The sequence below is a fragment of the Scytonema hofmannii PCC 7110 genome (genome assembly GCF_000346485.2).
GTDB lineage: Bacteria > Cyanobacteriota > Cyanobacteriia > Cyanobacteriales > Nostocaceae > Scytonema > Scytonema hofmannii.
This window is the reverse complement of sequence record NZ_KQ976355.1, coordinates 49,172-74,764: the sequence shown is the minus strand read 5'-3', so window position 1 is coordinate 74,764 and position 25,593 is coordinate 49,172. Positions and strand designations below refer to the sequence as shown.

15 protein-coding genes are annotated in these 25,593 nt (G+C 43.7%); 6 read left to right on the top strand and 9 right to left on the bottom strand.

Annotation, left to right across the window (positions count from 1 at the left end):
• Positions 1-5 precede the first annotated feature (5 nt).
• The gene (locus WA1_RS49245; RefSeq protein ID WP_033336855.1) at positions 6-197 is read left to right on the top strand and encodes a hypothetical protein; all 192 of its coding nucleotides are present in this window, start codon (positions 6-8) and stop codon (positions 195-197) included.
• Between the two features lie 370 nt (positions 198-567).
• On the opposite strand, the gene WA1_RS49240 is transcribed toward WA1_RS49245, so the two are convergent.
• Positions 568-837: a CHAP domain-containing protein gene (locus tag WA1_RS49240; RefSeq protein WP_066613515.1), complete on the bottom strand. Its 270-nt coding sequence runs from the start codon at positions 835-837 to the stop codon at positions 568-570.
• Here WA1_RS49240 and WA1_RS54310 point away from each other — a divergent pair.
• Positions 827-1,450: a class I SAM-dependent methyltransferase gene (locus tag WA1_RS54310; RefSeq protein WP_158516797.1), complete on the top strand. Its 624-nt coding sequence runs from the start codon at positions 827-829 to the stop codon at positions 1,448-1,450. The two genes, WA1_RS49240 and WA1_RS54310, sit on opposite strands and share 11 nt — an antisense overlap.
• Positions 1,451-1,692: 242 nt before the next feature.
• Here WA1_RS54310 and WA1_RS61150 read toward each other — a convergent pair whose 3' ends face one another.
• Complete coding sequence (locus tag WA1_RS61150) at positions 1,693-2,049, bottom strand: hypothetical protein (RefSeq protein ID WP_017741199.1); 357 nt, start codon at positions 2,047-2,049, stop codon at positions 1,693-1,695.
• A gap of 234 nt (positions 2,050-2,283) precedes the next feature.
• Here WA1_RS61150 and WA1_RS49225 point away from each other — a divergent pair, with 234 nt between their 5' ends.
• From WA1_RS49225 to WA1_RS49210, 3 genes are all read left to right on the top strand, one after another.
• Positions 2,284-2,499 (top strand): hypothetical protein, encoded by a 216-nt coding sequence (locus WA1_RS49225; RefSeq protein ID WP_017741198.1) that lies wholly within the window; start codon positions 2,284-2,286, stop codon positions 2,497-2,499.
• A gap of 91 nt (positions 2,500-2,590) precedes the next feature.
• Positions 2,591-3,253 (top strand): siphovirus Gp157 family protein, encoded by a 663-nt coding sequence (locus tag WA1_RS49220; protein ID WP_148663078.1) that lies wholly within the window; start codon positions 2,591-2,593, stop codon positions 3,251-3,253.
• 1,976 nt (positions 3,254-5,229) lie between these two features.
• Positions 5,230-5,697, top strand: a complete 468-nt coding sequence (locus tag WA1_RS49210) for a hypothetical protein (protein ID WP_017741193.1) — start codon at positions 5,230-5,232, stop codon at positions 5,695-5,697.
• A 20-nt stretch (positions 5,698-5,717) separates the two neighbouring features.
• Here the strand turns inward: WA1_RS49210 and WA1_RS49205 are convergent, their stop codons facing one another.
• The 4 genes from WA1_RS49205 to WA1_RS49195 are packed head-to-tail and all read right to left on the bottom strand — an operon-like array spanning position 5,718 to position 11,294.
• Positions 5,718-7,319, bottom strand: a complete 1,602-nt coding sequence (locus WA1_RS49205; RefSeq protein WP_017741192.1) for a beta-barrel domain-containing protein — start codon at positions 7,317-7,319, stop codon at positions 5,718-5,720.
• Positions 7,309-7,467: a hypothetical protein gene (locus WA1_RS57900; protein ID WP_017741191.1), complete on the bottom strand. Its 159-nt coding sequence runs from the start codon at positions 7,465-7,467 to the stop codon at positions 7,309-7,311. Before WA1_RS57900 ends, WA1_RS49205 begins: the two co-directional genes overlap by 11 nt.
• A gap of 6 nt (positions 7,468-7,473) precedes the next feature.
• Complete coding sequence (locus WA1_RS49200; RefSeq protein ID WP_017741190.1) at positions 7,474-10,440, bottom strand: peptidase domain-containing ABC transporter; 2,967 nt, start codon at positions 10,438-10,440, stop codon at positions 7,474-7,476.
• Positions 10,437-11,294, bottom strand: coding sequence for a peptidylprolyl isomerase (locus tag WA1_RS49195; protein ID WP_419183639.1), 858 nt, complete (start codon positions 11,292-11,294; stop codon positions 10,437-10,439). Before WA1_RS49195 ends, WA1_RS49200 begins: the two co-directional genes overlap by 4 nt.
• Before the next feature lie 528 nt (positions 11,295-11,822).
• On the opposite strand from WA1_RS49195, the gene WA1_RS54305 reads away from it, so the two are divergent.
• Entirely contained in the window at positions 11,823-11,996 is a 174-nt protein-coding gene (locus WA1_RS54305; RefSeq protein ID WP_201789251.1) for a hypothetical protein, read from the top strand.
• A gap of 151 nt (positions 11,997-12,147) precedes the next feature.
• On the opposite strand, the gene WA1_RS49190 is transcribed toward WA1_RS54305, so the two are convergent.
• The 3 genes from WA1_RS49190 to WA1_RS57895 form a co-directional block, all read right to left on the bottom strand.
• A complete protein-coding gene (locus tag WA1_RS49190) occupies positions 12,148-12,921 on the bottom strand; it encodes a hypothetical protein (protein WP_017741188.1) in 774 nt (257 codons plus the stop codon).
• A gap of 724 nt (positions 12,922-13,645) precedes the next feature.
• The gene (locus WA1_RS49185; RefSeq protein ID WP_081403182.1) at positions 13,646-14,296 is read right to left on the bottom strand and encodes a GUN4 domain-containing protein; all 651 of its coding nucleotides are present in this window, start codon (positions 14,294-14,296) and stop codon (positions 13,646-13,648) included.
• Between the two features lie 11 nt (positions 14,297-14,307).
• A complete protein-coding gene (locus WA1_RS57895; RefSeq protein ID WP_017741186.1) occupies positions 14,308-25,578 on the bottom strand; it encodes a putative Ig domain-containing protein in 11,271 nt (3,756 codons plus the stop codon).
• Positions 25,579-25,593: the final 15 nt, after the last annotated feature.

Sequence of the window (25,593 nt, the reverse complement as noted above, 5' to 3'; positions counted from 1 at the left end):
ATATCATGCAATCTCAACTCGAACAGGCAATCCAAACGGGCGAACCAACCATCCTTGTACCGACTCACGTAGAACGAAATATACCATTGTGGTCTTGGGGTACTGAAACAGAAACCATTTTGGCTATAGCTATCTTAATTCGTTCATGCGCTTTACTCATTCAAGCTCTAGCCCCACTAATAAAGAAGCAAGCGTAATCCAAAATAGAGGTTCTCAATAATACCTGTTAGCCTCACGTTCAAAGGAGCGCCAATTTTTCTTCAACAAGCGCGATAAAAGAGCTAAGCCAGTCTGTCGCTAGACTGGCTTAGGGTTAATACCTTAATCTAGATATCAGTGGTAACAGCAGTCCGTTTTAAAAACTTTCTGACCGCATCTAGCGAGATGTGCAGACCTCGTTTGGAGAGGAATAAAAATTTAGAACCGGAGGATAGCCGCTTTGACACTGTTGGCGAATTTGTCAACTCTACCCCTCCTTTGTGAGCCGAGGTGATTATAATTGCAAGCCGATGCACCTAAAGATCTGGGAAAATTTTCCCAGAGCCACTGCCGTATCAATTATCCCGGTTAGGGGAGAATAAACCTGCTAGGTTCATTAGCAGAGATTGTTCTGGTTCTGTACAAAAAGTCCCACTTGCTGCCAATGTTCGGTGAGTAACTCGATTCAGAAATCAGGATGGTTCCGTCTGAATTTATCTTTTCTACTACAGCTACATGACCCAAGGGGTACATTGAGCTTTTGTCCCATTGAGCGATCGCGCCAATTTGAGGTGTGTTTGATGTTGGAATCCCAGCATTAGCGGCTTGGGTACCCCATTCAAATGCATTGCCCAACATTCTATTTACAAGACCTGGATCGCGACCTAGTTCCTTAGCACGTCCATTAGCGGGTTCTGATTACGAATTAGCAGATATTGGCTTTGAAGAAGGGATCTATCTTTATTCTATCCTTAGAAAACTCAAGCCAGAGACTGCTGTTGAAACAGGAGTTTGTAATGGGTTTTCAACAGCTTTTATATTGCTAGCACTAGCGAAAAATCAAAAGGGGCAACTTTACTCTTTAGACTTCCCTGAAGTTGCCGGAGTGGATTATGACGATGGAACTTTTTGGGAAGGTAAGCGCGGTGCTGTGATTCCTAAAGACCAGGAACCTGGATGGGCTATTCCTGAGCATTTAAAGATAAGGTGGGATTTAACATTAGGAAAAAGCCAGGAAAAGTTACCAGAATTATTGGCGAGACTGGGAGAAATTGATTTTTTCATCCATGATAGTGAGCACTCCTACGAATGTCAGTGGTTTGAATGCAATGAATCGTACAAATTTTTGCGCGAAGGTGGGATACTTATGATGGATGACATGAGTTGGAATAATTCATTTGATAATTTTGCTAATGAGAAGGAAAAACATATTATCAAGATTGGGCATGACTTAGGATTTTTAATTAAATAACTTCTAATAACAGTTTCATTTAATTTGGCAGCATCTATAGACAAGATTGCTACCACAACGTTGCGAGCGCACCCTAGCGTATGTATATTTCGAGATTGGAAATATTGCAGTACAAGCTTTTTGGGGTGGTTAAGCCAAACTTACAAGCATGGAACAGTTTCAGTTCCATTACGGAATCGCCTCACCAGAATTGGGTGGGGCTTTCTCTTTAATCATTATTAAACACGCCAAAATTGCCGTGTCTAACTTGAAAGACATCGCTTGAAAATTTTGAGATCTGAATTAATTTCCCCATGATTCAGGATAATATTTATTGCATCTTGAGTACTAATTTTATACTGTGTGGCAAGTTTATTGATATTTGCTTCACCAGCTGCATGAGTTTTAATAACTGCATGAATAATATTTGGTGGAAGATTAACCTCACGAGTTGTCGCTATTGGTTCGGGGAAAGTTTGAGTCAGAAGTAATTCTTTCTTTTTTAAAAGATGTATTTGACGATAACGCTCTTTTCTTTGTACCCACAAACAATTACCAGGAGCAAAGTCACCTTCTGTATCAATACGCGATATAATTGTTCCTTCAGGTGCAGATCCCATATCTTTTAAAAACTGGGTAAAGTCGTCACGCCAAGATGCATCAACTTCAATTCCACATCTGCCATAATGCTTGTACTGATAGTGATTTTTGTTATAGCAGATACGCTGGCAGCATTTAAACGGCTTTCCTTACTTATTAAAAATACATCTCCACCACCTCACCAGAGATATCCAGAAAGTGCTACGCACATACAGAATTGAAAACCCCTTAGACTCTGGTTGCGCTAGAGACTAATGGGGAAAAAACACATTTGGTATGAAGCAATGGTAGCACTTTCTACAGGACTCACTCAAACACCGCCCCAACCAATCCTTCTTTCAGGAACAAAAGTCACAACAGTAGGTAATAAGTTGGAAGTCCCTCTAACAGAAGAGGAATACTTGGAACTAGAAGCAAACTGGACACAAGAACGCAACGACTATTTCCACTTAGGTCATAGCAGCTACTAAGATTATCCATTTCCGTAAATCAGCTTGGAGTGACTTGGTGTGAACCCAGTCACTCCAAGCGCCTATTAAAATGCAAAAACCCAAAAATACCATGACACAAGCAATTGACAAAACCGAACTCGCGCTAACTGTAGCTGAAACAGCGACTGAGCCTAACACAGAAGCACTCGCAAGAGACATTACGAAACTTTCACTAAGAGAACTTTGTCTGGAAGCAAGCAAACTGTGGTCTCAACTAGAAGAAGCTTCAGACTCTGAAGGTGCTGTTGAAGAAATAATCCAACAACTATTTTCGGTTCAAGAAGCCATTCCCAGGAAAATTGATGGCATTGTGTGGGTTGCAGAAGGTCTTCAGGTAGAAATCGAAGATTGGAAATGCAAGAAAGATAGAATTTCAGAAATGTACGATAAGGTTATAGCTAGAAAAGTGAGGCAACTAGAAGAAATCAAACAAGGGATTCTAAAGTTAAATGAAGTTGGATTGCTCCCTGACCTCAACCTGGGGGAAGAAAGGGCATTCGAGATTCAAGATAATCCTCCAAAAGTTGTTCCAACAGTAGATCCGTCATTAGAAGAGTTTCCTGACGAATATAAAGTTGAGAAGATTAAGTATGAAGCCGACAAAAAGAAAATTTTAGATGCTCATAAAGAAGGTGTAGATGTCAGCGGCTTTGCTGAGGTCACAGTAGGAAAGCACGTCAGGTTCAAAATGAATCCCGAGAGGACTAGAAAAACAAAAGCGAAAACAAAATAATCCTGACTCTCCAATTAATTTTAGGACAACGAGCCTGGGCTACGCCCTGATTTCATAAGCAAGGCGCGAAAACATAGTAGAAAATCCCATCGAATGCTCAAGCATCACCACACGCCTGCGAGTGTTGTCAATAGAACTTTGGTTGGATCTAAAAATCCACCCTTTTTTTTCAAGGCTTCACTCACAATAAAGCTTTATCAATACAAGGAATAAAATGGTGCAAAAGCTATTAACAATCATCCTAATTATATTGAACTTAACACCCCACCAAACTCTCGCTCAAAAGGTTGAAAATAAGAAATCAGAACAAGCAAAGCCAGAATTCATCATCTTTTTTTTATCAACGAAACAAATACGCTCCCTAATGTTGCACTGTTCTTGTAAACCTTAGACCAGAGAAAGACAATGCGTGAACTTTCTGTAAAGACAGCGATCTATAACCAAAAAAGGTCTATATTGAATCTTCAAAAATTATTTTAGCATATGAGAGTAAAATAGACTGAAACGAAGTAGAAAAGAAAACCACGTATGTAAACATTGGCAAAAATATAGCCAGCATAGCTAATGTGTTCAATATCATTTCCCAGCAGAAAGCTGAAAACTATACACAAGCTGCTGCTGGAGAAAACATTGTTAGCACAATTGAAGACGCCAACAGAATTTAAACACAGGTTAAATCAAGGTAAACAGCACACAGGTGCTAACAGCCATTAAAGATATAACCATTGAGAATTCAACATCAAACAAATCCAAAAACTAAGTTTGTATTCTTGATTAGGACTGCTGACAATCGCCTATTACAGGTACAGGTTAACTAATAATACAAACTCTACATCCACAAACAAAAATCAGAAAAAAATGAACATTAACTTGAATTCTCTAAGCCCACAAGAAAAGATTAATCTCAGAAACCATTTGCTCAAAAGAAGCTTAGTTATCATCTGGACATTAGTGAACAGAGGTCTTTACTCCCTATTCCTATTTACAGTAGGGGCTGGATTGATTCTCTACAACAAATGGGACTACAATCCCTATATTGTTGGGTATTTGGTAGCCGTCATACCGTGGGGAGGGCTAGCAAGAAAAGAACATAAGATGGACTTCAGAACGGGATTTTTTTTTCTCATAGCCTCAAAACCAGTTCAGGTTGGATATCTCTTATACGAACTTTTGATGAATATAATTTATGGCGTCTTTGTAGCTCCATTGGTCATATATAGAATGGTTAGCGAGTTTATATACAACAGCACTATACTTTATCACCTTTTCTAAACAGAAAATAAACGAATATGACACACGCGCATTGCTATCAACTTAAACAATAAATATAAAACCTATTGATTTTGCTTTATATTTTTCGAGATAAATATAAATGTTTTTTTAAACAATCGATCTTAACTAGATATGGAAGATAATATTATTAATTATTGACGAATGGAACGCTCCCCAATCCACAGTTTCTCCAATGCGAATTCATCTCATCAAAAGCTTCTGCAAGCAAAGCAACATTTTTCGCAATCAATTCGGGAAGACATTCTTCAAGACTCATTTTGCTCTAGATCTAGGAATGCGATCGCTATACTACTACTTTCCTACCTATTCCTGCTCAATTACCAACTCCAAGAGGGCTTGCTTGTATTTCTTCCCCGCCTCATTAAGCGATTCCTTCAATGGTATTAACTTCAAAACAACACCACGCTTGCTACGCTAAAATGGCTTGAGCCAAGAGAAGACGCGCTTATAACTAACTTCACGATTGTAGAGATTTTTGTGTAACAACATATATATCAAGGGAATTCTACTTGCACAGACGACGCAAATATCAGATAAGTCGTTCCTGTTATGGCTGAGGTGATTTTAATTGTAGATTGTCAATAAGCATTATTATAAATAAGAGCTACGCTCAAATAGGGTAGAAAAAAGCTGGAACCTCGCTACATCATTCATCCAGTATTATCAATCCAAAGAAAAAGACAATGAACTTACAAGCAATTTTGACCGCACTTTTAACAGTAGTAATCTACACATTCTCTACATTCTTAATTTGGCAATTTGTACTGGGAGCATCTGTTGAGTTTTCAAAAATCGGTGAAAAGATTGTCAACCTAAGCCCTAAGATAGTTGCAGATGTTTCAGCCACACCATTAATAGAAAAAGCTGACATTGAAATGTTATATCATCCAGCCAATTCCGAATCACAAACAAATGTTCAACCATTACTGCAACCTGACGAAATCATTACAACTGCCAAGAAGACATTTGCTGTCTCACAGAAAACATCGCTAAAGCGTACAAAACAACCAAAAGTGACAGTTGCTAGCCTGAGGAAGCAATGCGATGAAAATGGCATCAAATGGTCAAACGCAATAATAGACCAAAATACGGGGAAACCTCGCCACTTAAAAAAAGAAGAAATGAAAACTAAGCTTGCTCTCTCTTATTAGCAATTAGCCAGAGCTTTTACCTACCGCACGGTCTTGAGGCTCTCCACACTGGAGCTAAACATATCAGTAAAAATGCTCATGACCGTGCGCTCCCTAATCTTAATATTGGTACTGACCGACATCCCCGATTGCAGTTGTATTTTGCGTCCGTTCGCTAAAAGCGACTGTTGTGACAATCGGACTTTAGCGGGAAATCTGTAGTACGGATAAATTTGGTCTGGTGGCAAAGCATCAGAGCCAATCGAAATGAGTTGACCTTTGATATCGCCAAATTCACTAAAGGGGAACGAGTCAATTCGCACATCCACTGTCATTCCCTCAAAGACAAAACCAATATCTTTGTTGGTGATATATACCTTGGCGATAAGTGCATCATCAGGAACAACCTTAAGAATTGGTTCGCTAGAAGTGACAACAAATCCTGGAGTGTGCGCCTTGATCTCAAAAATTGTACCAGCTACCGGGGATTTGATTTCTTGATATTTCAAATTCATCTGAGTTTGACTCAGTTGAGAATCAATTTCTGCTATCTTTTTGTGATTCTCAACTATGGCTTTAGTTAACTGAGAGTCAATTTCTGCAATGCGTTTGTTGTTATCTGCAATCTGCTGTAGCCAATCTTGACGAGAGAGAGCGATTGTGTTTTGTAGCTTGGCTTGTGCTTGAAAAATAGCTGAATTTAAACGCGCTCGTTCCTGAACGAGTTGGTCGATTTCGGACTGACCGTTTCTCACTTCTTGTTGCTGTTTAAAGTATTGAATTTTGGAAATCGCTCCATCTTGCATCAATGGAGTGACACTATTCAAAATGCCTTTGTTCATTGCCAAGGTATCAATAGTGGAAGCTTGTTTAATTTCAGCTTGTTGTCTTTGGTGCTGCAATTGGACAATTTCTAACTTTGCTGCAGCAACACGAGCATTCAATTCGGATCGGTTTGATTGCAGGCGTTCTTTTTGTTCTATTGTTAACCTATTGGGATCTCTCAAACCATCCAATTGAGCGCGATACACTTGGTTGTCAGCAATTAACGCTGCTCGACTTTTGGTCAGGTCAATCATTTCGTTTGGAATTTTTAAAGGGATAACACCAGAAGAAGCACCGCGCAATTGGGATTGATAGAATTGGTTTTCTTGAACTAAAGAAACACGTATTTTCTGTAAAGAAGCAAGCTGTGCTAAAGCTGTTGTAGGGTCAAGACTCAGGAGACGTTCTCCACTCTTTACGTGCTGTCCGTCCTCTATATGGATTTGTTTTACCACTCCACCTACAGGGGCTTGTACTTCTTTCACAGTACCTGTTGGCTCCAACTTACCTGTGGCTGAAACCGCTTCTTCAATCTTGGCTACGTTTGCCCAAATGATAGCACCCGCAGTGACTGCCATCAAACTCCACAATATTGCTCTTGACCACTTCCTTGGTTGAGTAAGAATTACGGGTTGGTCAAATTTAGGAATATAGCGCGGTGCTGTAGATGGTGGTTTCGGTTCAATAGTCGATTCCTTATTGGTATTCTGTTCTAATTGTTGGATATTCGCGAGCGCTAACTTAGGTAAACGAACATTGCCATTGCCGTTGCCGTTGCCGTTGCCGTTGCCGTTGCTATTTCCATTATTAATACTCATAATCAGTTGTTAGGTAATATATGCGATAAGTAATAATTAATAATTCGCGAGCAGTGATAAGTAAGAACCCTGTTAGTTGTTGGTAATGAGTGGTTGCGACAACTGCTGCTCGACTTTTGAATTGAGCGCGAGCTTTGGAGAACCACATCCCCCATCACCCTTGTGCTTCTTGCTGTTGGTACAAGCAGTAGTAACGTCCCATCATCGCCATCAGTTCTGCATGGGTTCCTTGTTCCACAACCGAACCCTGACTCATCATCAAAATGACATCGGCACTACGGATAGTAGCAAGACGATGGGTGATGAAAAATACTGTTCTTCCCTTGAATGCTTGTGCTAGATTCAAGCACACTTGGCGTTCGGTGTCGTAATCCAAAGCACTGGTCGCTTCATCTAGAATCAATAATGGTGGGTTTTGCAGTACTGTACGAGCGATCGCAATCCGTTGTCTCTGTCCACCGGATAGAGCAGAACCCCTCTCCCCAACACGGGTTTCATAACCGTTGGGTAAATTCATGATAAAGTCATGAGCGCAAGCAATCTTGGCTGCTTCTACAATCTCTTCTGGAGTGGCATCTGGCATAGTTAGGGCAATATTTTCTTGTACTGTCGTATCGAAGAGTAAGGTATCTTGCAGCACCATGCCAATTTGACGGCGTAAGGAGTAAAGTTCGACCTTATTGATGTCGTAGCCGTCAATTTTAATCCGACCGGAATCGAGTTCGTACAAGCGGGGTATGAGTTTGGTGAGCGTACTTTTGCCAGCACCACTAGGTCCCACCACTCCAACAAAAGTACCAGCACTAATATCTAGATTGATATTGACCAATTGGGGATTGGGACTCTTGCTAAAGCTGAAGGTCACATTTTCGTACTTGATAGCTCCAGTCATTGCTGGCATTGGAATATTGTTACGCCCTGCTATCTCGCTTTCAGTAGGATTATCTAGAATATCAGCAAGCCGTTCTAGGGATAATGCCGTTTCTTGGAAGTTCTGCCACAGTTGTATCAATCGTAACAAAGGACTGGTGACATAACCTGCAATAATACGAAATGCGATTAATTCTCCCAAAGTGAGTTGACCTTCAAGTACTAGAAAAGCACCAACCCACAGCAACAGTAAGCTAGAGAGTTTGTTGAGGAAGTTACTGAGGGAACTTGCGGTATTGCTCGTCAGCACGTTCTCAAAAGAAGCACTAATGTAACGTGCGTAACGGGTTTGCCACTGCCATCGGGAATTGAGTTCGATGTTCTGTGCTTTGACAGTTTGAATGCCAGATACTACCTCCACAAGATAGGATTGAGTTTCGGCATTGCGTTCTGCTTTGGTTCTGGTTTGGCTGCGGATGATGGGAGCAAAGATATATGTGAGCAGGGCAAATAGGGGTACTGTTGCAAGTGCTACGATAGTGAGCAACCAGCTGTAGATGACCATCACCGCAATGTAGATGACAGAGAAGATAGCATCCAAGACTACGGTTAGGGCAGTTCCCGTAAGGAAGGAGCGGATGTTCTCCAGTTCGTTGATGCGGCTAGAGATTTCACCGACAGGGCGCTTCTCGAAATAACGTAGGGGCAAGCGCAACAGGTGGTCAATCACCTCCGAACCCAAACTTAAGTCGATGCGGTTGGTGGTATCGACAAAGAGGTTGGTTCTCAGCCAAGTAATAACCCCTTCCACTACAGCCATTGCTATCAATAGAAATCCCAACACATGGAGGGTATTGACACCGTTTTGGATGATAACTTTATCAATGATGACTTGGGTAATGAGGGGGTTAGCCAGTCCCAAGAGTTGTACAAATAAGGAAGCAATAAAAACTTCGATAAGTACTGTACGATGTTTTTTGATAGCAGGAAGAAACCAACTCAAACCAAAGCGACTTTTGGGCGTTTCTTTTGTGGGTTGCAGCAGTAGTACTTGACCTTCTTCCCCCCAAATATCGGCAAATGCTGTGGGGTTTAAACGTCTGATGCCCTGTTCTGGTATTGCCAAAACCAATTCTTTAGAAGTGGCTTTGTAGAGAATGGCGAAACTGTCCTGCCAGGGAAGGAGTGCTGGTACTGGTAGGCGACTGACACTGAGGGCTGGAACTTGTACCAGTTGGGAGGTGAGTCCCATCAGTTCGGAGAGCGCACCACACAGTTGAATGGAAATGCCACCCGTGCGCTGAAAGTTGTTGACCAAGGCACGTTTGATGACATCTCGCTTGAACGGCATTCCCCAGTATTGAGCTAACATCTGGAAGCAGGCAACGGATGCATCCACCGGACCCCTGCCACGAACGTGAGGGTATTTGACCGATTGGGGACTTGGTTCTTCTGGTTCCTCCGGGCGTTCTGGAGCGTAAGGTACATCTTGCCACAATCCGGAGGGAGGGAGTGAGGGAGTGAGAGAGTGAGGGGAAGGGGAAACAGTGTCCCCTGATATTGTTAGTTCCCGCAAACCAATGAGACGAACTGGTTTGTCAGCTTCTACTTTAATATATGCTTGTGGGTCATGGGAGTTGAGGCTACAGCCTACAGCATAATTGGAACTACCGCCACTTACCAGCCATAGGAAATTGGGGTCTAGCTGTTGAAGTGGCGTTGTGCCTGGGGGCAAGTTGAGGACAGTAGCTGATGCGTGATGCTGAATTGCCAGTTCTTTGAGATTGACATTCCCCTTAGCCCTTCTTTCTAGTTCTGCACCCAAGAGGTCATACACTTCAATTAGGGAACAGTGATTGCTATATGTATCTCTTAAGACTGATTCAAGTTCTAAAAGTTCTCGAAAATCGGCTGCACTTAGGGTAAGACAGAGGGTTTCACCAGAGGAGATTGCAGTTTCACTTGCAACACCTCTCACCAAGCTGGCAGCACCCAAGAGTGCTCCTGATTTCAACGATTGCAGTGTTTCTGGAACTTTAGCTCCGGGTGCGTAACCGATAAGACGCGCTCCACCTGAGTAGATAATGACAATTTTATCGGGCATCGTCTCTCGCACAAAGATGGCTTGCCCCATGCGATAGCGTAGTGGTTGGAGTTTAGAGGCGATGCGTTCAACAGTCCTGACATCCAGCTGGTTGAAGGGGTGGTGTTGAGCGAGAAAATCAATAATAGTAGTCGTGCTGGATGTCATCGCTTTGAAGAGGGGGTAAGGTAGTGAGGTGGTGAGGTGGTGAGGTGCGTAGTGGCCGAGGTGGTAGAACTCTCCCCATCTCCCAATCTCTCCATCTCCTCATCTCCCCATCTCCTTATCTCCTCATCGGAGCGAAGCGACAATGGGGCATTGCGAATGGCTTCTGCAAGCATTGTCTCAAACATCTGATTGAGCAAAAACGCACGCATGGCATCGTCCAACTGGGCGCTGATAAATTTCTCCAATCGCAGGATGACTACCCATTCTCCTAACTTGGTTGGTGGTAGCAGTTCTCCCGGTTGGGAGGTGGAAAGCAATTTGGCGATGGTAGGATGGGGTTGTGACAGGGGAACCGGACCTAGCAATCCTCCTGTTTGTGCTTCTGCACCTTGTGAGTATTCTTTAGCACATTCAGCAAAGGTCTGTTCTCCTGCTAGTATGCGAAAGAAGAGTTCCTGAGCAACTTCCATGGAAGGAGTGCGGATGAGGGAATAGACAACTCTGTCTAATTGGGATTTGTTATTGAGAAATATGGATTCAATCTTCGCTCCCCATGTGGCAATTTTGAATTTCTCAATCCTAAGTTCTTTTGTTGCTAGTGCTTCGAGTTGCTCGGTTGTCATCCCATAAGTTAGCAACTTTGTTTGGAGTAGGTCAGGTGTGGTAATTTGGTTCTTCTGGTAGAACTGCTCTATGGCGCTCTTTCTCTCTTCCACAGTCAGTGTGACAGGAGCAATAGCAGAGTCGATAATCATGGAGCGACATAACTGGGGTAGCATTTGGTACTCAGCTAGCAGGCGAAAAACCTCTGCTTCTGTAATTGTGCGATTCCCGAATTGGAGAATTTGAGCCATAGAGAGTTTGGGTAGATGACACAGCAAGCAATTGGGAGTGTTATTTTTGTTACAAGCTCCTGATTGCATAATGGCTTATTGGTTATCTGTATCACAACGTTGAGTATACTTAATTTGGTTGTGAGGTTGGCAGTTGAATGCGTGAAAATACTGTTAGTAGCTGTGGAAGGTGTTTACAATACCAATGTAAAGTTAACTGTGAAGACGATAACCCTTGCATAGTAAGACTTTTAGCCGTTACGTGGCGGCTCATGACAGTTTGGCCGACACTGTCTTCGTCACTTTCCCCTCCATGTTATTGTAAGTGAAGGAAAATAAAGTATTTAAAGCCCCTATTTCTGTTTTCGTCCATATCTCGGCTTAACCTCTTATAAGCGTAAGCACCTTAGTAGTCTTAGACCTCAAGAATACTATTACCATTTCCCCAGTGCGTTAACGACTTCTTCAACTTCTGCCCAATCTTTTTCTTGTCTAGATTTAGCAACGAGCAATCTGGATAATGAAAGTGAAAAGGCCATTCAAGATTCATTGGAGAAGTTAACCGACAACCGCACAACACTTGTCATAGCCCATCGTTTGTCAACAGTCAGAAACGCACAAAGAATTGTTGTGTTAACGGATAACGGAATTGATGAACAAGGAACGCATGAAGAGTTAATCGCAGTGATGGTACTTATGCAAATTTATACAATATGCAACTAAAAATATAAGACCAGATTTAAGGTAAAGGGTGGAAGAAGCTGCCGAACGTTGTCCATCACGATGCTGGCTGATTATTTAATTAGAAAAATATCCAGCACTGCTTATTTACGGTTTCCGTATTCTTGCAGTAGCTGGAATAATATTTATATTCTTAGGCTATTGTGGCAGCACTCATAGTAAATAAATCGGGAACTGTAGCCGGAACGGAAACTGTAGAGTCATCAGAAGCTACTCTTAAGCTAGAAGATATTTTCTTCAAAAATTTGTGATTAATGATATCAGAGTAAGTATTTAAGTCAGTTTGCCAGTTTTCAATGCAGTTATGCAAGTTGCTAATTTTTTCTGCTCCATTTTCACCACTCAACTCGTAGCTAAAACTGCCAGAAAACATGACAATTGGAGTGCTTGTTTCGTCTTCATTACGCAACGCGGCTTCAGTGATGCCTAGATAGAAAGGAGCGCGTTGGAATTTGTAAACTAAGTTGAGTGAAGCTCGCATGGGGGAATCTCCTGACTCTTGCCAAGCACCGGGCGATAGTAGAGTTTCTGCCATGTAGAGGCGAGCCGCATCTGGAGAGCTTGCAAAAGAAACGTAGCCTCTGGGATTGATACCTACAGCTTCATATTCTACGTTGGGTAGGGTTTGTACGTATTTGCGAGCAATTTCTGCAATGTTCAATTCTGACATTGTTTTGTCGCCAATGGGTTCCATGAAAATCACTCGATTTGGTTCGGCAATAATGCTAATTCCATTAGTGAATATTACCTGAGCCGCATTGTTGGTGTAAATTGGCTGTCTTGCCAAATTCCAATCTTGAGGAACAATACCACTGCACTTGAGGAAGTCTGGGTTCAGAATCGAAGGGGAATGGTTTTTGGCAGCAACGACAATCACCAAATCTTGAACGATTAGTTGTTGAGTCATGAAATTCCTTTAATTAATTTTAAGATTGACAAAATTCAGATTTTGAGCGGCACACAAATATATACCGGATGACTTTGGGTTTCATCCAGTTTCTCAGTTCCATGCTATCTAGCAGTTGAATCCAGATTATGAGTATTTCTGTGTGGGGACGGTGAATCGGTAAGAGCGAAAACTTCGAGCCGATTCAATTCTTATTCCTATTATTAAATGGCTCAATGGATAAAAAACAGCGAAATTTTACTGACAAGTGTCCGGATGAGAAAAATTCAGTAGAAAGGCTGAAGTTGTTGAGAAGGTTTTTAAATTCTTCTCATAAATGGTAGGGGATTTTGTGAAGAACGTGTAAAGTTAGAGGGTGCATTGACATCATAGTAAATATGTGTGTGTTTTTTTTTAAAAGTGTTTCGCTCTTCTTCTTATAATGACTATGTGACATTCTCTTTGAAGAAGAAAAACTCCACAATCATGCTTCTAGGGCAGACTTTCTTTTTAAGTTGTGACTGAGACAAAAGTTTTGATGCTGACAAGCGCCTACCAACAACCAACCGATAGTTGCTTCTGGACCGCAACCCAAAATATAAATGAAGAACTTATGGGGGAAATGAAATTCAGTGCTTCGTTAAAATAGTCCAGTGCCCAGATTAGACATCTTAGTCTAAGACAAAGGAAAAGAGAACCTGTTTGTAAAATTTCATCGGGATAAGGTACGGACGCTATAGAATCCTTACCTAAAATTTTTAACTGACTCAGAATTTTGACATTTACTAAAACGTTCTACAGTCAAAATCAAACTGTCAGTCGCTAACGGTTTGAGATTTTGCTTAATATCGAGCAGCCAAATTTTTGATGGCAAAGAACCTCTTGCTTTTTCGGGATTTTGAATCTCCCGATACCAATCGGGAGTCCGGAGGTATTTCTTATCCGTCCAGCCAACTTGTTTGTCAAATTGTCTGGCAAATTGGTACGATTCACTAGAGGGGATTGCCAACAAATCCGGTGTCATAGATCTAGCAATTTCACTTTGCACCATAAAGCCGAAGTTTCCTTGACTGTATTTTGACCAAAGCTTATCTATTTTTTGCAGTTCGCTACAAGAATAAAGCCCTGAAAAAGCCACACTATATTTTCTCCCTCCAAAAGGATCTATTGCAGAAGAGCCGAAAAACGAGCGCTCGTCTACAGCTTTGCTTGTGAGCTTGGACATAATCCTACTTGTTTCCTGGTCTGCTTCCATCCACTTACCGTTTGAAAGCAGTTTTTCCAGTTGAACATAATCCACTTGTAAAGATTGCCAATGCCACAAGCAAAATAAGCCCATAAAGATAGCAAGGCACGAACCACAAATTACGAACTTCTGTAGCAGACGTTTTAACATTAAATCAGTTGTTAAATAGAGGTGAGTTTTTTCACACCGCTACCCCGAGAGAGTACTTGAATCGTGTCAAGAGCCCAACTCAAGCCAAAGGGATAATATTGCGCTTTCACAATGTTAAACAAAGACCCCTTACTTGGTAAACTCTCTGTAACAAACGTTGTACAATTATTTGCGTAGGAATCGTAATAGGGTATTCCCGTAACGTAATCCCCTGACCCCCCATCTCTTAATTTTCCAGATCTCTTATAAGTTGTATCCAATTTTGTTTCCAGAGTAAGTTTCAGCAACTTCTTTTCGGCAGGAGTGTAATTAACGGAGTGGCGATACAACTTATCATATTCCTCCTGCTGCTCGTGCATATAGTGATTCCTATCTGCACCAGTATACCTTCCTCCTGGGAAAGTGTAGACAATGCCATCGACTTCTATAAAGGCATGACCGAGAGCATAATTAGAACTCCCAGCACCAACATAAACGATAACATCATCACTCGACTGACTATCCCGAGTCGAAGATCCAGTAATAATTCCAGGCGTATAAGTTGGGATTGACGCAAGAATGCCAACTATTGACAAATCACGACCCAATTCTAACAAAGTAAATAATCCTGTCGGGTCAATCCCGTTAACGGGATTATCGTGAGCGTACACATATTTGTGCAGTGTCTGTGGCTCTCCCAACCTACCCTCATAATCGTCTCTTCTAGTAAACCGCCCAGTTTCAGTGTCGTAATAGCGTTGTCTTAGATAGTAATCACCTAAATTGGAGTCATACTGTTCCCCAGCAAACATATACTTATTACTAACACTGCCAGTAGAGTTCAGCAGTTCCCCGTATGCCTCATAGTTGTAGGTGTTTACAACGCTACCACTTGCGTCAGTGAGCGCTCGCGTGCTGCCCAATCCATCAACATGGTAGAAGGTGCTCTTGATACCCTGTTTCTGGGAAATCAAGTCATTGCCGTAAGTATAGGACACTTGCACCGCGCCATTGGGGGAATACTCTTCTAACACTTGACCGTAGGGCTGAACAGTATCAATCAGATAACGTGTTTCTTGATTGTTCACCACCGATGCAACCCGAATGCCATTGTCGTTGTATCGATACTGCATTGATTGAAGCACGATACCTGATGAATTCTTAAGCGTTGCGGCACCCAGACGATTTTCGTAATCCCAGGTATATGTGGAAGTCATACCATTTTCGGTCTTCATTAAGGTATTGCCATTGTTGTCATAGGTATAACTGGCGACAACTACCTGGTTAACCTTCTCGTTCTGTAAGCGGTCATTGTTATCGTAGTTGTACTCTGTAACCGTTGTCACACCATTCACGGCTTCCTTGAGTGTCTTGCGGTTACCAACTTTATCGTAGGTGTAGTCTTTGATGCGATTCCCGTTGACTGTATCGGTAATTTTTTCTTGGGTCAACCGATACAGATCGTCATAAGTATACTCAACAGTACGCCCATTATGTTCCACAACTTTAGTACGATTGCCACCCGCATCTAAGGTATAGGTGTAGCTGGAAATTATATCACCACTAGCTTTTTTGTTTTCCAGGGACTCCAGGCGATTGAGATCGTCGTAGTGGCGAATTTCTTGTGTCCCGTTGGCAAATTTTGTCAGAACTAGATTGCTCACTCCATCGTAGTCGTAGTCTGCTGTGACGATGTTGTTCTCAATCACTCGATCGAGGCGGTTGCGCTTATCAAAGGTGTAGTTCACCGTACCACTCGGTGTGGTAACTGATGTGCGATTGCTTGCAGCATCGTAGGTGTAGCTGATGCTTCGGCTCACTCCACTCATGGTGTCAGTGCGCTGTATGAGGCGCGAGCGCTCATCGTAATCACTGTCATAGGTCGCCGTTGTCACGCTACTCGCATTTATGAACTTAACAACGTCCTGTAGCCCGGTGTTTGTGTAGGTGTAAGTGACCTTTGAGCCATCCCCAAACAGCTTTGAGGTCATGCGATTTTGGGGGTCGTAATCGTAGGTAATGGTACGGCGATTGAAGTCAGTATAAGTCTTGAGATTGCCTACCGCATCATAGGTCGTGTCAGAGCGTTGACCCATTGGCTCAATGACTGCCGTGCGCCGACCAAGCTTATCGTATTCGTAGTTGGTGCGGCGATCGAGAGCATCCTCCATCCATATTAAGTTACCGACCTCATCGTAGCCGTACTCAGTCCAATCTCCCAGAGCATTTTTCACCCCAGTTAGACGACCCAGCGCATCGTAGCGATACTCTGTGGGCTTCCTGTTTTGGTCAATAGTCGCGATACGCCGACCTAATGCATCATACTCCTGAGTTGTGTAACTCTTGTCGTGGAAACGAGTTTCTTTTAGTCGTCCGAGATCGTCGTAGACAAAGGCGGTGGTATGGTTAAGAGCATCAGTGACCGCTATTTGCTGACCCGCTTTATCGTACTTATAAATTGTTTTGGGATTGTCAAGTAGGTTTGCAGGGGTGTCATCCGCGTAGATAATTTCAGTTTGCTGACCGACTGCATCGTAACGAAACTCAGTACGATTGCCACGCTCATCAATTTGCGCTTTCACTAACCCATCAGTGTAGTAAATGGTTTCAGTTTTAGGATTGTCCCATAGTTCTGGTGAAAGATTCTGGTCATCTGGTGTCTTATCTGGATAAACCGTAAAACGCAAACGACCGACTTTGTCATAAATATACCTCGTTACCCGCCCCAATTGGTCGATAGTTTCAATTTGGCGACCCGCAGCGTCGTACTTGGTCTTTATGCGTGGATTGTCGTCAAGTGTGGTGCTCGTGTTGTCGGGATAAATTGTCTCAACTAGCTCGCCTTTCTCGTTGTAGACATACTCTGTCCTTCGAGCGAGCGCATCAATAACCGCAGTTTGCCGACCCTGCTTATCGTACTCGTAGGTCGTAGTCCGGTTTTCGGCATCGGTCATTGTTCTGAGGTGTCCCTCTTTATCATACGTCCACTGAGTTAGCAGTGTTTGCACGCCAGTCGGTGTTGTCCTTGTCCTGGTTTCAGTGAGTTTGTCTCCGTTGACGTTGTAGGTGTAGGCGGTGACCTTATTGAGTGCATCAGTTACAGTTTCAACATTTCCACTCAAGTCATACGTAAACCGAGTCGTTTGTTGAAGTGCATCTGTAACCGAGAGAAGCTGACCTTTTAAGTCATAGCTGTAGGTTGTGATTTTACCAGTTGCATCGGTAGTTGAGAGCAGATTGCCACTCTTACTGTAGGTATTAGTAGTTGTGCGACCCAAGGGATCGGTTTGGGTCAATAATCGACTGTTAGCACCATAGGTATAACGAGTGATATTACCTAATGAATCTTCTTCAGTGAGCTTGTTACCTTGATTGTCATAGGTAGATTTGGTGGTAAAGCCATTCGCACTAGAACGATCTGAGATGACTGTTTCTTCGTAAGCATAATTGTCATCATTGTATTTGCGATTGACCATCTTACCAAGCGCATCGATTTCAGTAACGATGTTGCCCCGTGTATCATATACGTATGTTGTGGGATTACCTAATTGATCCAGTACCGTCTGCTTGGAATTATCGGATTCGTATGTTATCTCCACTTGCTTGCCATTAACATCCACCATGGACTTCAAGCGACCTGTGAGTTCGTTGTAATTATTGCGAACTCCAGTCCTGCCAAGGGGATCAATGATATTATCGAGATAATGTTGCTTTTTGCTGCCGTACTCGAAACGAGTTGTATTGTTCTCCCTGTCAGTAACAGCAATCAAATCTCCTTTGGCATCATAGTCATACTTGATGAGGTAGCCCATCGGATCTTTAACTGACGCAATCCGCCCCTGTGCATCCCTCTCGAAGGTAATTTGCTTGCCAGTGGAGCTATAAATCCCCCCATCCGTATAGGTCAGTTTATTACCATTGGTATCCGTAACTGTCAACAAATCGCCCGTATTGGCATCTATTTCATAAACAATCCCCTCTTTAGTTGTCAACACATAAATGCCACCATAGTTGACATCAGCAGGGTTATAAGGCACTCCACCATTTAAACCAACGTACTCACTCGTACCAGCTTTATGAAGAATTTTGGCATCTTTCACTGTTAAAGTACTAGTGACACCTTTATCGCCAACAAAAGCAGGACGGTAAACAGCCGCATCCGGATTTCTAGCAATCGCCGCCGCGAGTTTAAAGATTGGGTCTAGAGTCGGTTTAAAGGTAAACGCCTCACGCTTGCCTCCTGGCAAGGTAATATACACACGAGTCCCATCTTTGAATGCGCTTTGATACCCTAACAACTGGTCTTCCTCACTAGGAGGTCTCAACGAAGTCCGCAAGTCGGTATCCCTAAACTCCATCCTCCAACCATAGCCAAAGTCGTCAGTGGTGTTGTCGGTCAGGGTATCGTAAGTACGGGTTAGAGTAATGGGGATGCCAGTCACAGGAACTGTGAGGTCAGTGAAAGACAAGCGGAAGTTACCGAGTTTCAATTCGCCCGCAACATCAATTGTTTCTTCGACAACTCTGCCATTGCCAGAAGCATCATAAGCACTGAGGCGCAGTCGGTAAGTGTCGTTTTGCAGCAGTGAGGGGTCAAATTTCCCCAAAACGTTGTTGCTAACTGTCGTGGTGCCGCTTCCAATTGTCTTAAATTCGCCCCCCGCAAGTGGTGCTACCTCTAGAATGTAATTGATGAGGTTATCATCGCTGACTGTACCGATGATGTTAGTCGGTGCAGTCACGATGCCGTTGGGAATGTTACTTAAGTTCAGGCTAATGTTGGGTGGGGGATTGTTGGGGTTGGGATTGGTAACCAAAACGTTCCATGTAGCCGATTGTCCCTCATTCAATGCCGTGTCAGTTGCTTTGGCTATGGCAGAAATATTTCCGGTTTGGGTCATTTTTACCTTTGCCATGCCGTTGGGATCGAGTTGGACAACTGTGCCGTTCACCAACAGTTGCAAGGAAGCAACTTTGATATTATCTGTTGCCTTAGCAAGGAATGTGACTTCTGACCCAACTTTAGCAGAGTCTGTATTGGCAATCAAAGTGGCTTGAGGTTTGATAGTATCGGCAGCAACAGTTATGTTAAACTCGTGCAGTTTGCTACCACCATTATCGTCACTGACGGTAACCGTCACCTTATGGGGAGTGGTGGTGGTGATTTGACCTAGTGTGGGAGTCCAGCGCAATCGACCGAATGCATCAATCTTCATGCCCCTGTCAAGGGATGCAGTGTCAAGGGAATAACTTAAGCTATCTCCCTCTGCATCCGTGGCTTTGATATCGTAGGCATACAAAGTATTTGGCGTTGCACTAGTAACAGGCGTCGAGGTCACATTTGGTGCAGTATTAGACCGTGAAATCAGGGGAAAGCGTTGTGCAGCACCCATTCCACCAGCATCCCGCACGCCAACAACCACGTCGTAGGTAGTAGAGAATGGACTCGCCCAAGTTATTAACCCAGTTGTTGGGTTAATTTTCATTTCAGTGCTGGGTCTGGATATCAGTTCGTATGTCAGTGTGTCGCCTGCATCTGGGTCAGTCGCTTGGACTTGATAGCTGTAAGGTTTGCCAACTCCCGCTTTAAAAATAGGTGTGGAAGTGATGCTTGGAGCATTGTTGATAGGTGATGTACCTACCATTATGCTGAAAGTTTGGCTGTTGGTCGCACCATAAATATCGGTGACGATCGCTTCAACAGAGACGGGTTGTGCGGCTCCTGGAGTCCATTGAATCACACCTGTGTTGCTGTCAATGGTCATGCCAGTTGGTTTGTTATTGCCCAAACTGAAAGTGAGAAAGTCATCTTCTGGGTCGGTGGCAACAACTTTGTAAGTGTAGGGTCGATTGATGGCAGCACGGGTGATGGGAGTAGAGATAATTTGCGGTGGTGCGTTAACTCCTCTTGTTGTGATGCTAAATTCTTGAATGGAGAAACCGCCAAGTGCATCAACAACTTGTACCACTACCTCGCGTTCTCCGACTTGGTCAAGTCTTGGCGTCCAAACCAGAATGCCGCGTTCTGAGTCAATGGACATTCCCTCTGGAGCTTTATCGAGTTTCCATGCCACGGAGTCGTTGTCGGGGTCAAGAGCGGTTAAGTTGTACCGATAGGTTGTGCCAACAGTTGCGTCTAATGGGGGGATGGAGGTGATGGTTGGTGCATTGTTGGTGCGGTTGGGAGTGCTGACGACATCAATACTAAAAGATTGGGTTTGGATACCACCACGCCCATCACCTATCTGAACCTTAACTGGGTTAGCACCAAGTGGGTTGACTTTGGGATCTGGAGTCCACAAAATTTTGCCCGTGCTGTCGATGGTCATCCCAACAGGGGCAGTTGCCAAGGTGTAGGTCAGTGGGTCATTGTTTGAATCGCTGGCTTTGACCGTGTAGAGGTAAGATTGTCCCAAAGCAACGCGATTTCTTGGCGTGGAGGTGATGATAGGAATTTGGTTAGAAGTGCTGGAGACGGCAGTGAGACTGAATTGATGCTTTGTGACTCCTCCTTTCCCATCGCTAGCAACAACAGTAAACGACTTTTGACCGAGCGCGGTTGGCTTCCAGGAGAAAACTCCCGTTTTTGAATCGATAGTAGCACCGTTAGGGCTTTCCAAGGTGTAAGTAATTGGGTCTCCTTGAGCATCGATAGCAGCGAACTGGTATTGGAAGAAATTGTTAACGGTTGCTGTCAGTTCTTGAGTGGGTGTCAATGTAAAGACTGGGGCGGTGTTAGCTGCAATGACCTGCAATTGGAATGCCTGCAGCACAACACCACCGTAGGGGTCTTTTGCTTGCAGCACAACATCCACAGTACTACCAATTAAAGCATGAGTCGGTTGCCAACTCACAATGCCAGTGCTCTTGTCTATCGTGATGCCTTGCTGATTCCCGACAACAACGTTGTAGGTTATGCCATCACTATCTGGGTCCTTTGCTGCAGCTTCATATTTGAAAACTTTGCCTGCTTCAACCTGAGTCACGGTCGGTTGAGTCGTAAAATAAGGATTTTGATTGAGGCTGCTGTCTTTCGCTTCAAGAGTGCCGATATGATTGTAGAGAATTTGCCCGCTACCCAAGATGACGGCTCCAATTCCTCCAGTGACATTCCAGCCATCTTTTGGTTCTATACCTATTTTGTAGCTGCCGGATGCAAGATTGGTAAACTTGTAGTTCCCGTATGCATCTGTAACAACAGAAACTTCTTCAATGTCACGGAAGTTATTTTGGTTTTCATCGATGTAAACCGTGCGACCGGATTGCGCCACTTCACCAGTGTTTTGAATTCCATTCGCATTGGCGTCGCGGTAAACAGTGCCTCTAATTTCTCCTGGATTGCTGGGAGTTATATTCAAGTTAAAACTTTGAGTCGTAACACCACCACGTCCATCTGTCACTTTGACCGTAACTTTATGAATCCCTTGCTGGCTGAGCTTGGGTCGCCATTCTATAACGCCATCCTTACTGACAGTCATGCCAAAGGGTCGTTCGATCAGTTCGTACTTTAAGGAGTCCTTATCTGCATCAGCGACATTGAGCTTGTAAGTGTATTTAGGACCAAAATCCAGGCTGGTCTGCATTGCGAAGCCCGAACCATATGTATGGCGTTCGGCAAAGAATAAGTCAAGAGTATAACTTTCACCTTTAATCAACCCAAGAGTATCTAGTGCTACTGATGCCGATGCTGGAGAATGAATTCCACCCAAGTCGATGACTAATTTGTCGTTGATAAATACCCAGACATCATCATCGCCAGTAAAGTTAAAGACTTCTCCTCCCTTGTATGTGAAGTTGACGTGACTTTCTAAGGTAAAAGCGTAGTTGTTAGAGTAACCTTGGTTTCCAAAGCCCAAGTTATCTATTGGGAAAAAGAAGTCGTTCGCATACTGCCAAACTCCCGAACCTGAGGCTGTTTCTGTCAGCGTCATCGGGATATCAATTCTAGAGTTTACCCCCGCGACATCGCGATACCACTGCTTAAAGGTTTCAGCGCTGGTTGCACCATATCCATTTGACCCAATGAAAACTGGTGTTCGGTCAGACCCAATGGTCTGACTGACCATATTTTGATAACTACTTGTAAAGGTTTCAAAGTCAGGGTGACCGCCATCAGTCCCATACATCCGAAAATCTCGGACTATAGTACTGACAGTAGAGTTTTTGACTGTATTCGTGTTTGTGATGCCAAATTGTGTAATCGGGTTGCCGATAATGATGGGCGCGTGATTACCCGGCTCCATCTGAGTCTTGACTTTAAAGACTTGCTGTGCTGTTCCAGACTTGCCATCCGTTACAGCTAAGGTCACGTCATAAGTGTCCAATTGATTGCCATTGGGAGTCCAACTCACCACTCCCGTGCTGGGGTTGACTGTCATCCCCTCTGGCTTGTTGACCAGTGAAAAGGTCAATGTGTCGCGATCGGCGTCAAAGGCGATCGCCTGATAAGTGTAGTTTGTATTAATTGCTGCATCGACTATAGGAGTGCTCGTAAAAACAGGGGGTCGGTTGGGAGGTGCATCGATGACCGAGAGCGTGAACTGTTGCGTTGTCACTTCACCACGACTGTCGTTGGCTTCTACCAATATCGTGTGGTTGCCTTTGTTGGTAGTGAGGGTGTTCCAGGTAATCAGCCCAGTTTTTGAGTCAATTGTGGTGCCAACAGGAGATGACAGCAGTTTGTAGGTCAAAACGTCGCTATTGGGGTCAGTGGCATCTACATCATAGCGGTATTGCTGACCACCAATAATTTCTGTTACGGGTTGGCTTTGAATTGAAGGTTTTTGATTTAACTGCGCCAGTACCACCAAGTCATAAGTAAATTGCTTGCCTTGAGGGTTGTAGAATGTTAGGGAACGTTGGTTAGTCAGTTCTAGGGGTTCTACTTTGCCATCACTAACCAGTTGGCTGAAATCATAGTAAGGAATCCCCTCTGGAGTAATTCCATCGGGTTTGTGTAGCGTTACAGTGGGGTCGCTAATGTGGGTCACGCCAACAAGCAACGGACCATCAACGCTGTATTTGCCAGTGTTGCGAAGGGCAATGTCTGTATGCAATAACTTGGTGTCAGCGTTAAAGCTCGTGCGATGGTATTCAGCTAGGAAGCTATTGGAGACATCTGCCAACACGTTAAAGTTAGGCGTTGTTGAAGTGCTGGGCAACGCCTGCGTATCAAAATCTTTCTGGACAGCTTTTAACGTGCCAACTGGTGCGGGGTTGATGGCAAAACTCGTGATGCTGACGTTTGTTGTCGTATCCTTATCGTCGTTGACCAAGCGGAATATCAGTTTGGCGTTGGTCAAAGGTTTAGTACCAGTTAAGTTCAAGCTAACAGTACGGGTTGTACTGTTGTAAGTCGTACCCACACCCAAGGCAACGGCTTCACCTTCCGTCCAGTTGAAGAAAGCATCTCTCCCACTAGAAACAGTATGCACCAAGGAATTGCCTGCTTCATCGACTAAAGCCACCTCAAAAGCATCTTTAATCGAATCTAAATCCTTGGTGTCGAATTGGGGATTGATGTTAAAGCTGATGAGGGAAGGATTGGTCGGGATTGTGAAGGGAATCGTGTGCGTGGTTGCAAAGTTCTTTCCTTCTGCCAGGGTGATGTTGGGAATCACCGAAATGGGGAACGATTGAATTGAGGAGGCTTTCCCAACGTCTTCTACTTTTAAATCAACATTAAAGATCCCATTGGTGGTAGGAGTGCCGCTTAAGGTGGCAGTGCCGTTGCCGTTATCCACTAACTTGAGCCAGCTTGGAGGGTTAATAGCGGTAATTTTGCGAGTATCTCCCGTATCTTGGTCGGTGGTGGTGATGCTGTATGAGTAGGCGCTACCCACAGCACCCGTGTATGTGGAAGGTTTGCTTGTAAAAGTGGGAGCTTCGTTAACGTTAGTGACGTTAATGGTAAAAATCTGACTTTTGGTTAACCCATCAAGATCGGTACTGCGAACTTCAATACTGTGCTGCTTGAGGTTTTCAAAATTGAGTAACGTATCGTTAGCGACTTGCAATTGATTCCCAACAATTTTAAAGCGCCTGCCCCCATCGTTGACCAAACTATAAATGTGGTTGTCTCCTACATCCGGGTCAGTGCTGCTCAATTGACCGATAACGGTTCCAATGGCACTATTTTCTGCTACCGTGTTACTGGTTAAGTTAATGGCAGTAGGTGGGCTAATACGTTTGATTGTGGTGGAGAAAGTTTGTTGGTTACCTGCTTTATCGGTTGCCCGTACCGTGAAGGGATTATCTCCTATTGTCAAGGAGACATTGGTGAAGGTAAATTTGCCAGTGCTATCGGCTGTGATTGTCGCTCCCGTTTGCTCCAACTTTACGCTCGCGCTGGCTTCGGTTTGACCGACTAACGTTACCGTACTAAAACTGGTTCTCTTGTCGCCAACCGTACCGGAATCAGACGCCGCATCTAGATTGAATGCTGGTTGAGGGGGAGGAGTCGTGTCTTGAGTAAAAGTAAAAGGTTCTTTAGATACTGAAACGAATTCTCCTTCGTCCCGTCTTGTTAAGAGATACAGGACGTGTGTGCCATCTGGTAAGGAACTGCCATAAATCGTATTGAGCGCTGTGCGGTCAAAGATTGTGACGCCGGTTGATTGCAGATACGGCAAAATATTGACGTAGTTGGCTTCAGGAGTGTTATTAAAACCTGCTTTCCACTCATAAATTTCTTCAGGATAGGGGACACTCACTCTGGTTGTTAGGTCAGAGGTAATCTTGTCAGTATTCGTAGTTCCACCAGGAGCAGTATCGTTAACCAAGGCAAACGAAGTGATCCTTGGTGGTTCAAAACTTAAGGAAGTGGAACCCGTGCTTTCATCGTATGCACCCGCGCTCGAAGTTGACTTCGACCGCTGGTTGGTATTGGTACTTGTTAGGGTATCCGCTTGCGAACTGCTGATGAGTGGGCTAGCGTTCTCACCACCCGTAAGAATATCTTTTTCCTTATGACTTTTAAACTTCTTACGTTGGGATGGAATGTGATAAATATATGGCTGTTGTTTGAATAGTAGCGGTTGGTCGAAGGGATTGAGAGCTTGAGTGTTGGAGTTAGTTATATCCTCTGTATTGTCGCTTGTCGTGTCTGCTTTCTTTTGGCGGTCTAATTGGGAGGTCAAGAGGTCTGCACCACTGGGAGTCTTAGGCGTTTTTTGCCAATCCAGTAAAAATGAATTGTCATCTAACGGTGCAACTAAAGATGCACTTTCTAGGAGAGATTGTGGCAGCAAACTATCATTATTGTGGGATGCACCGTTGGTGAAAAAGCTGACAGGACGAACCATAACTAACCCTTTGCT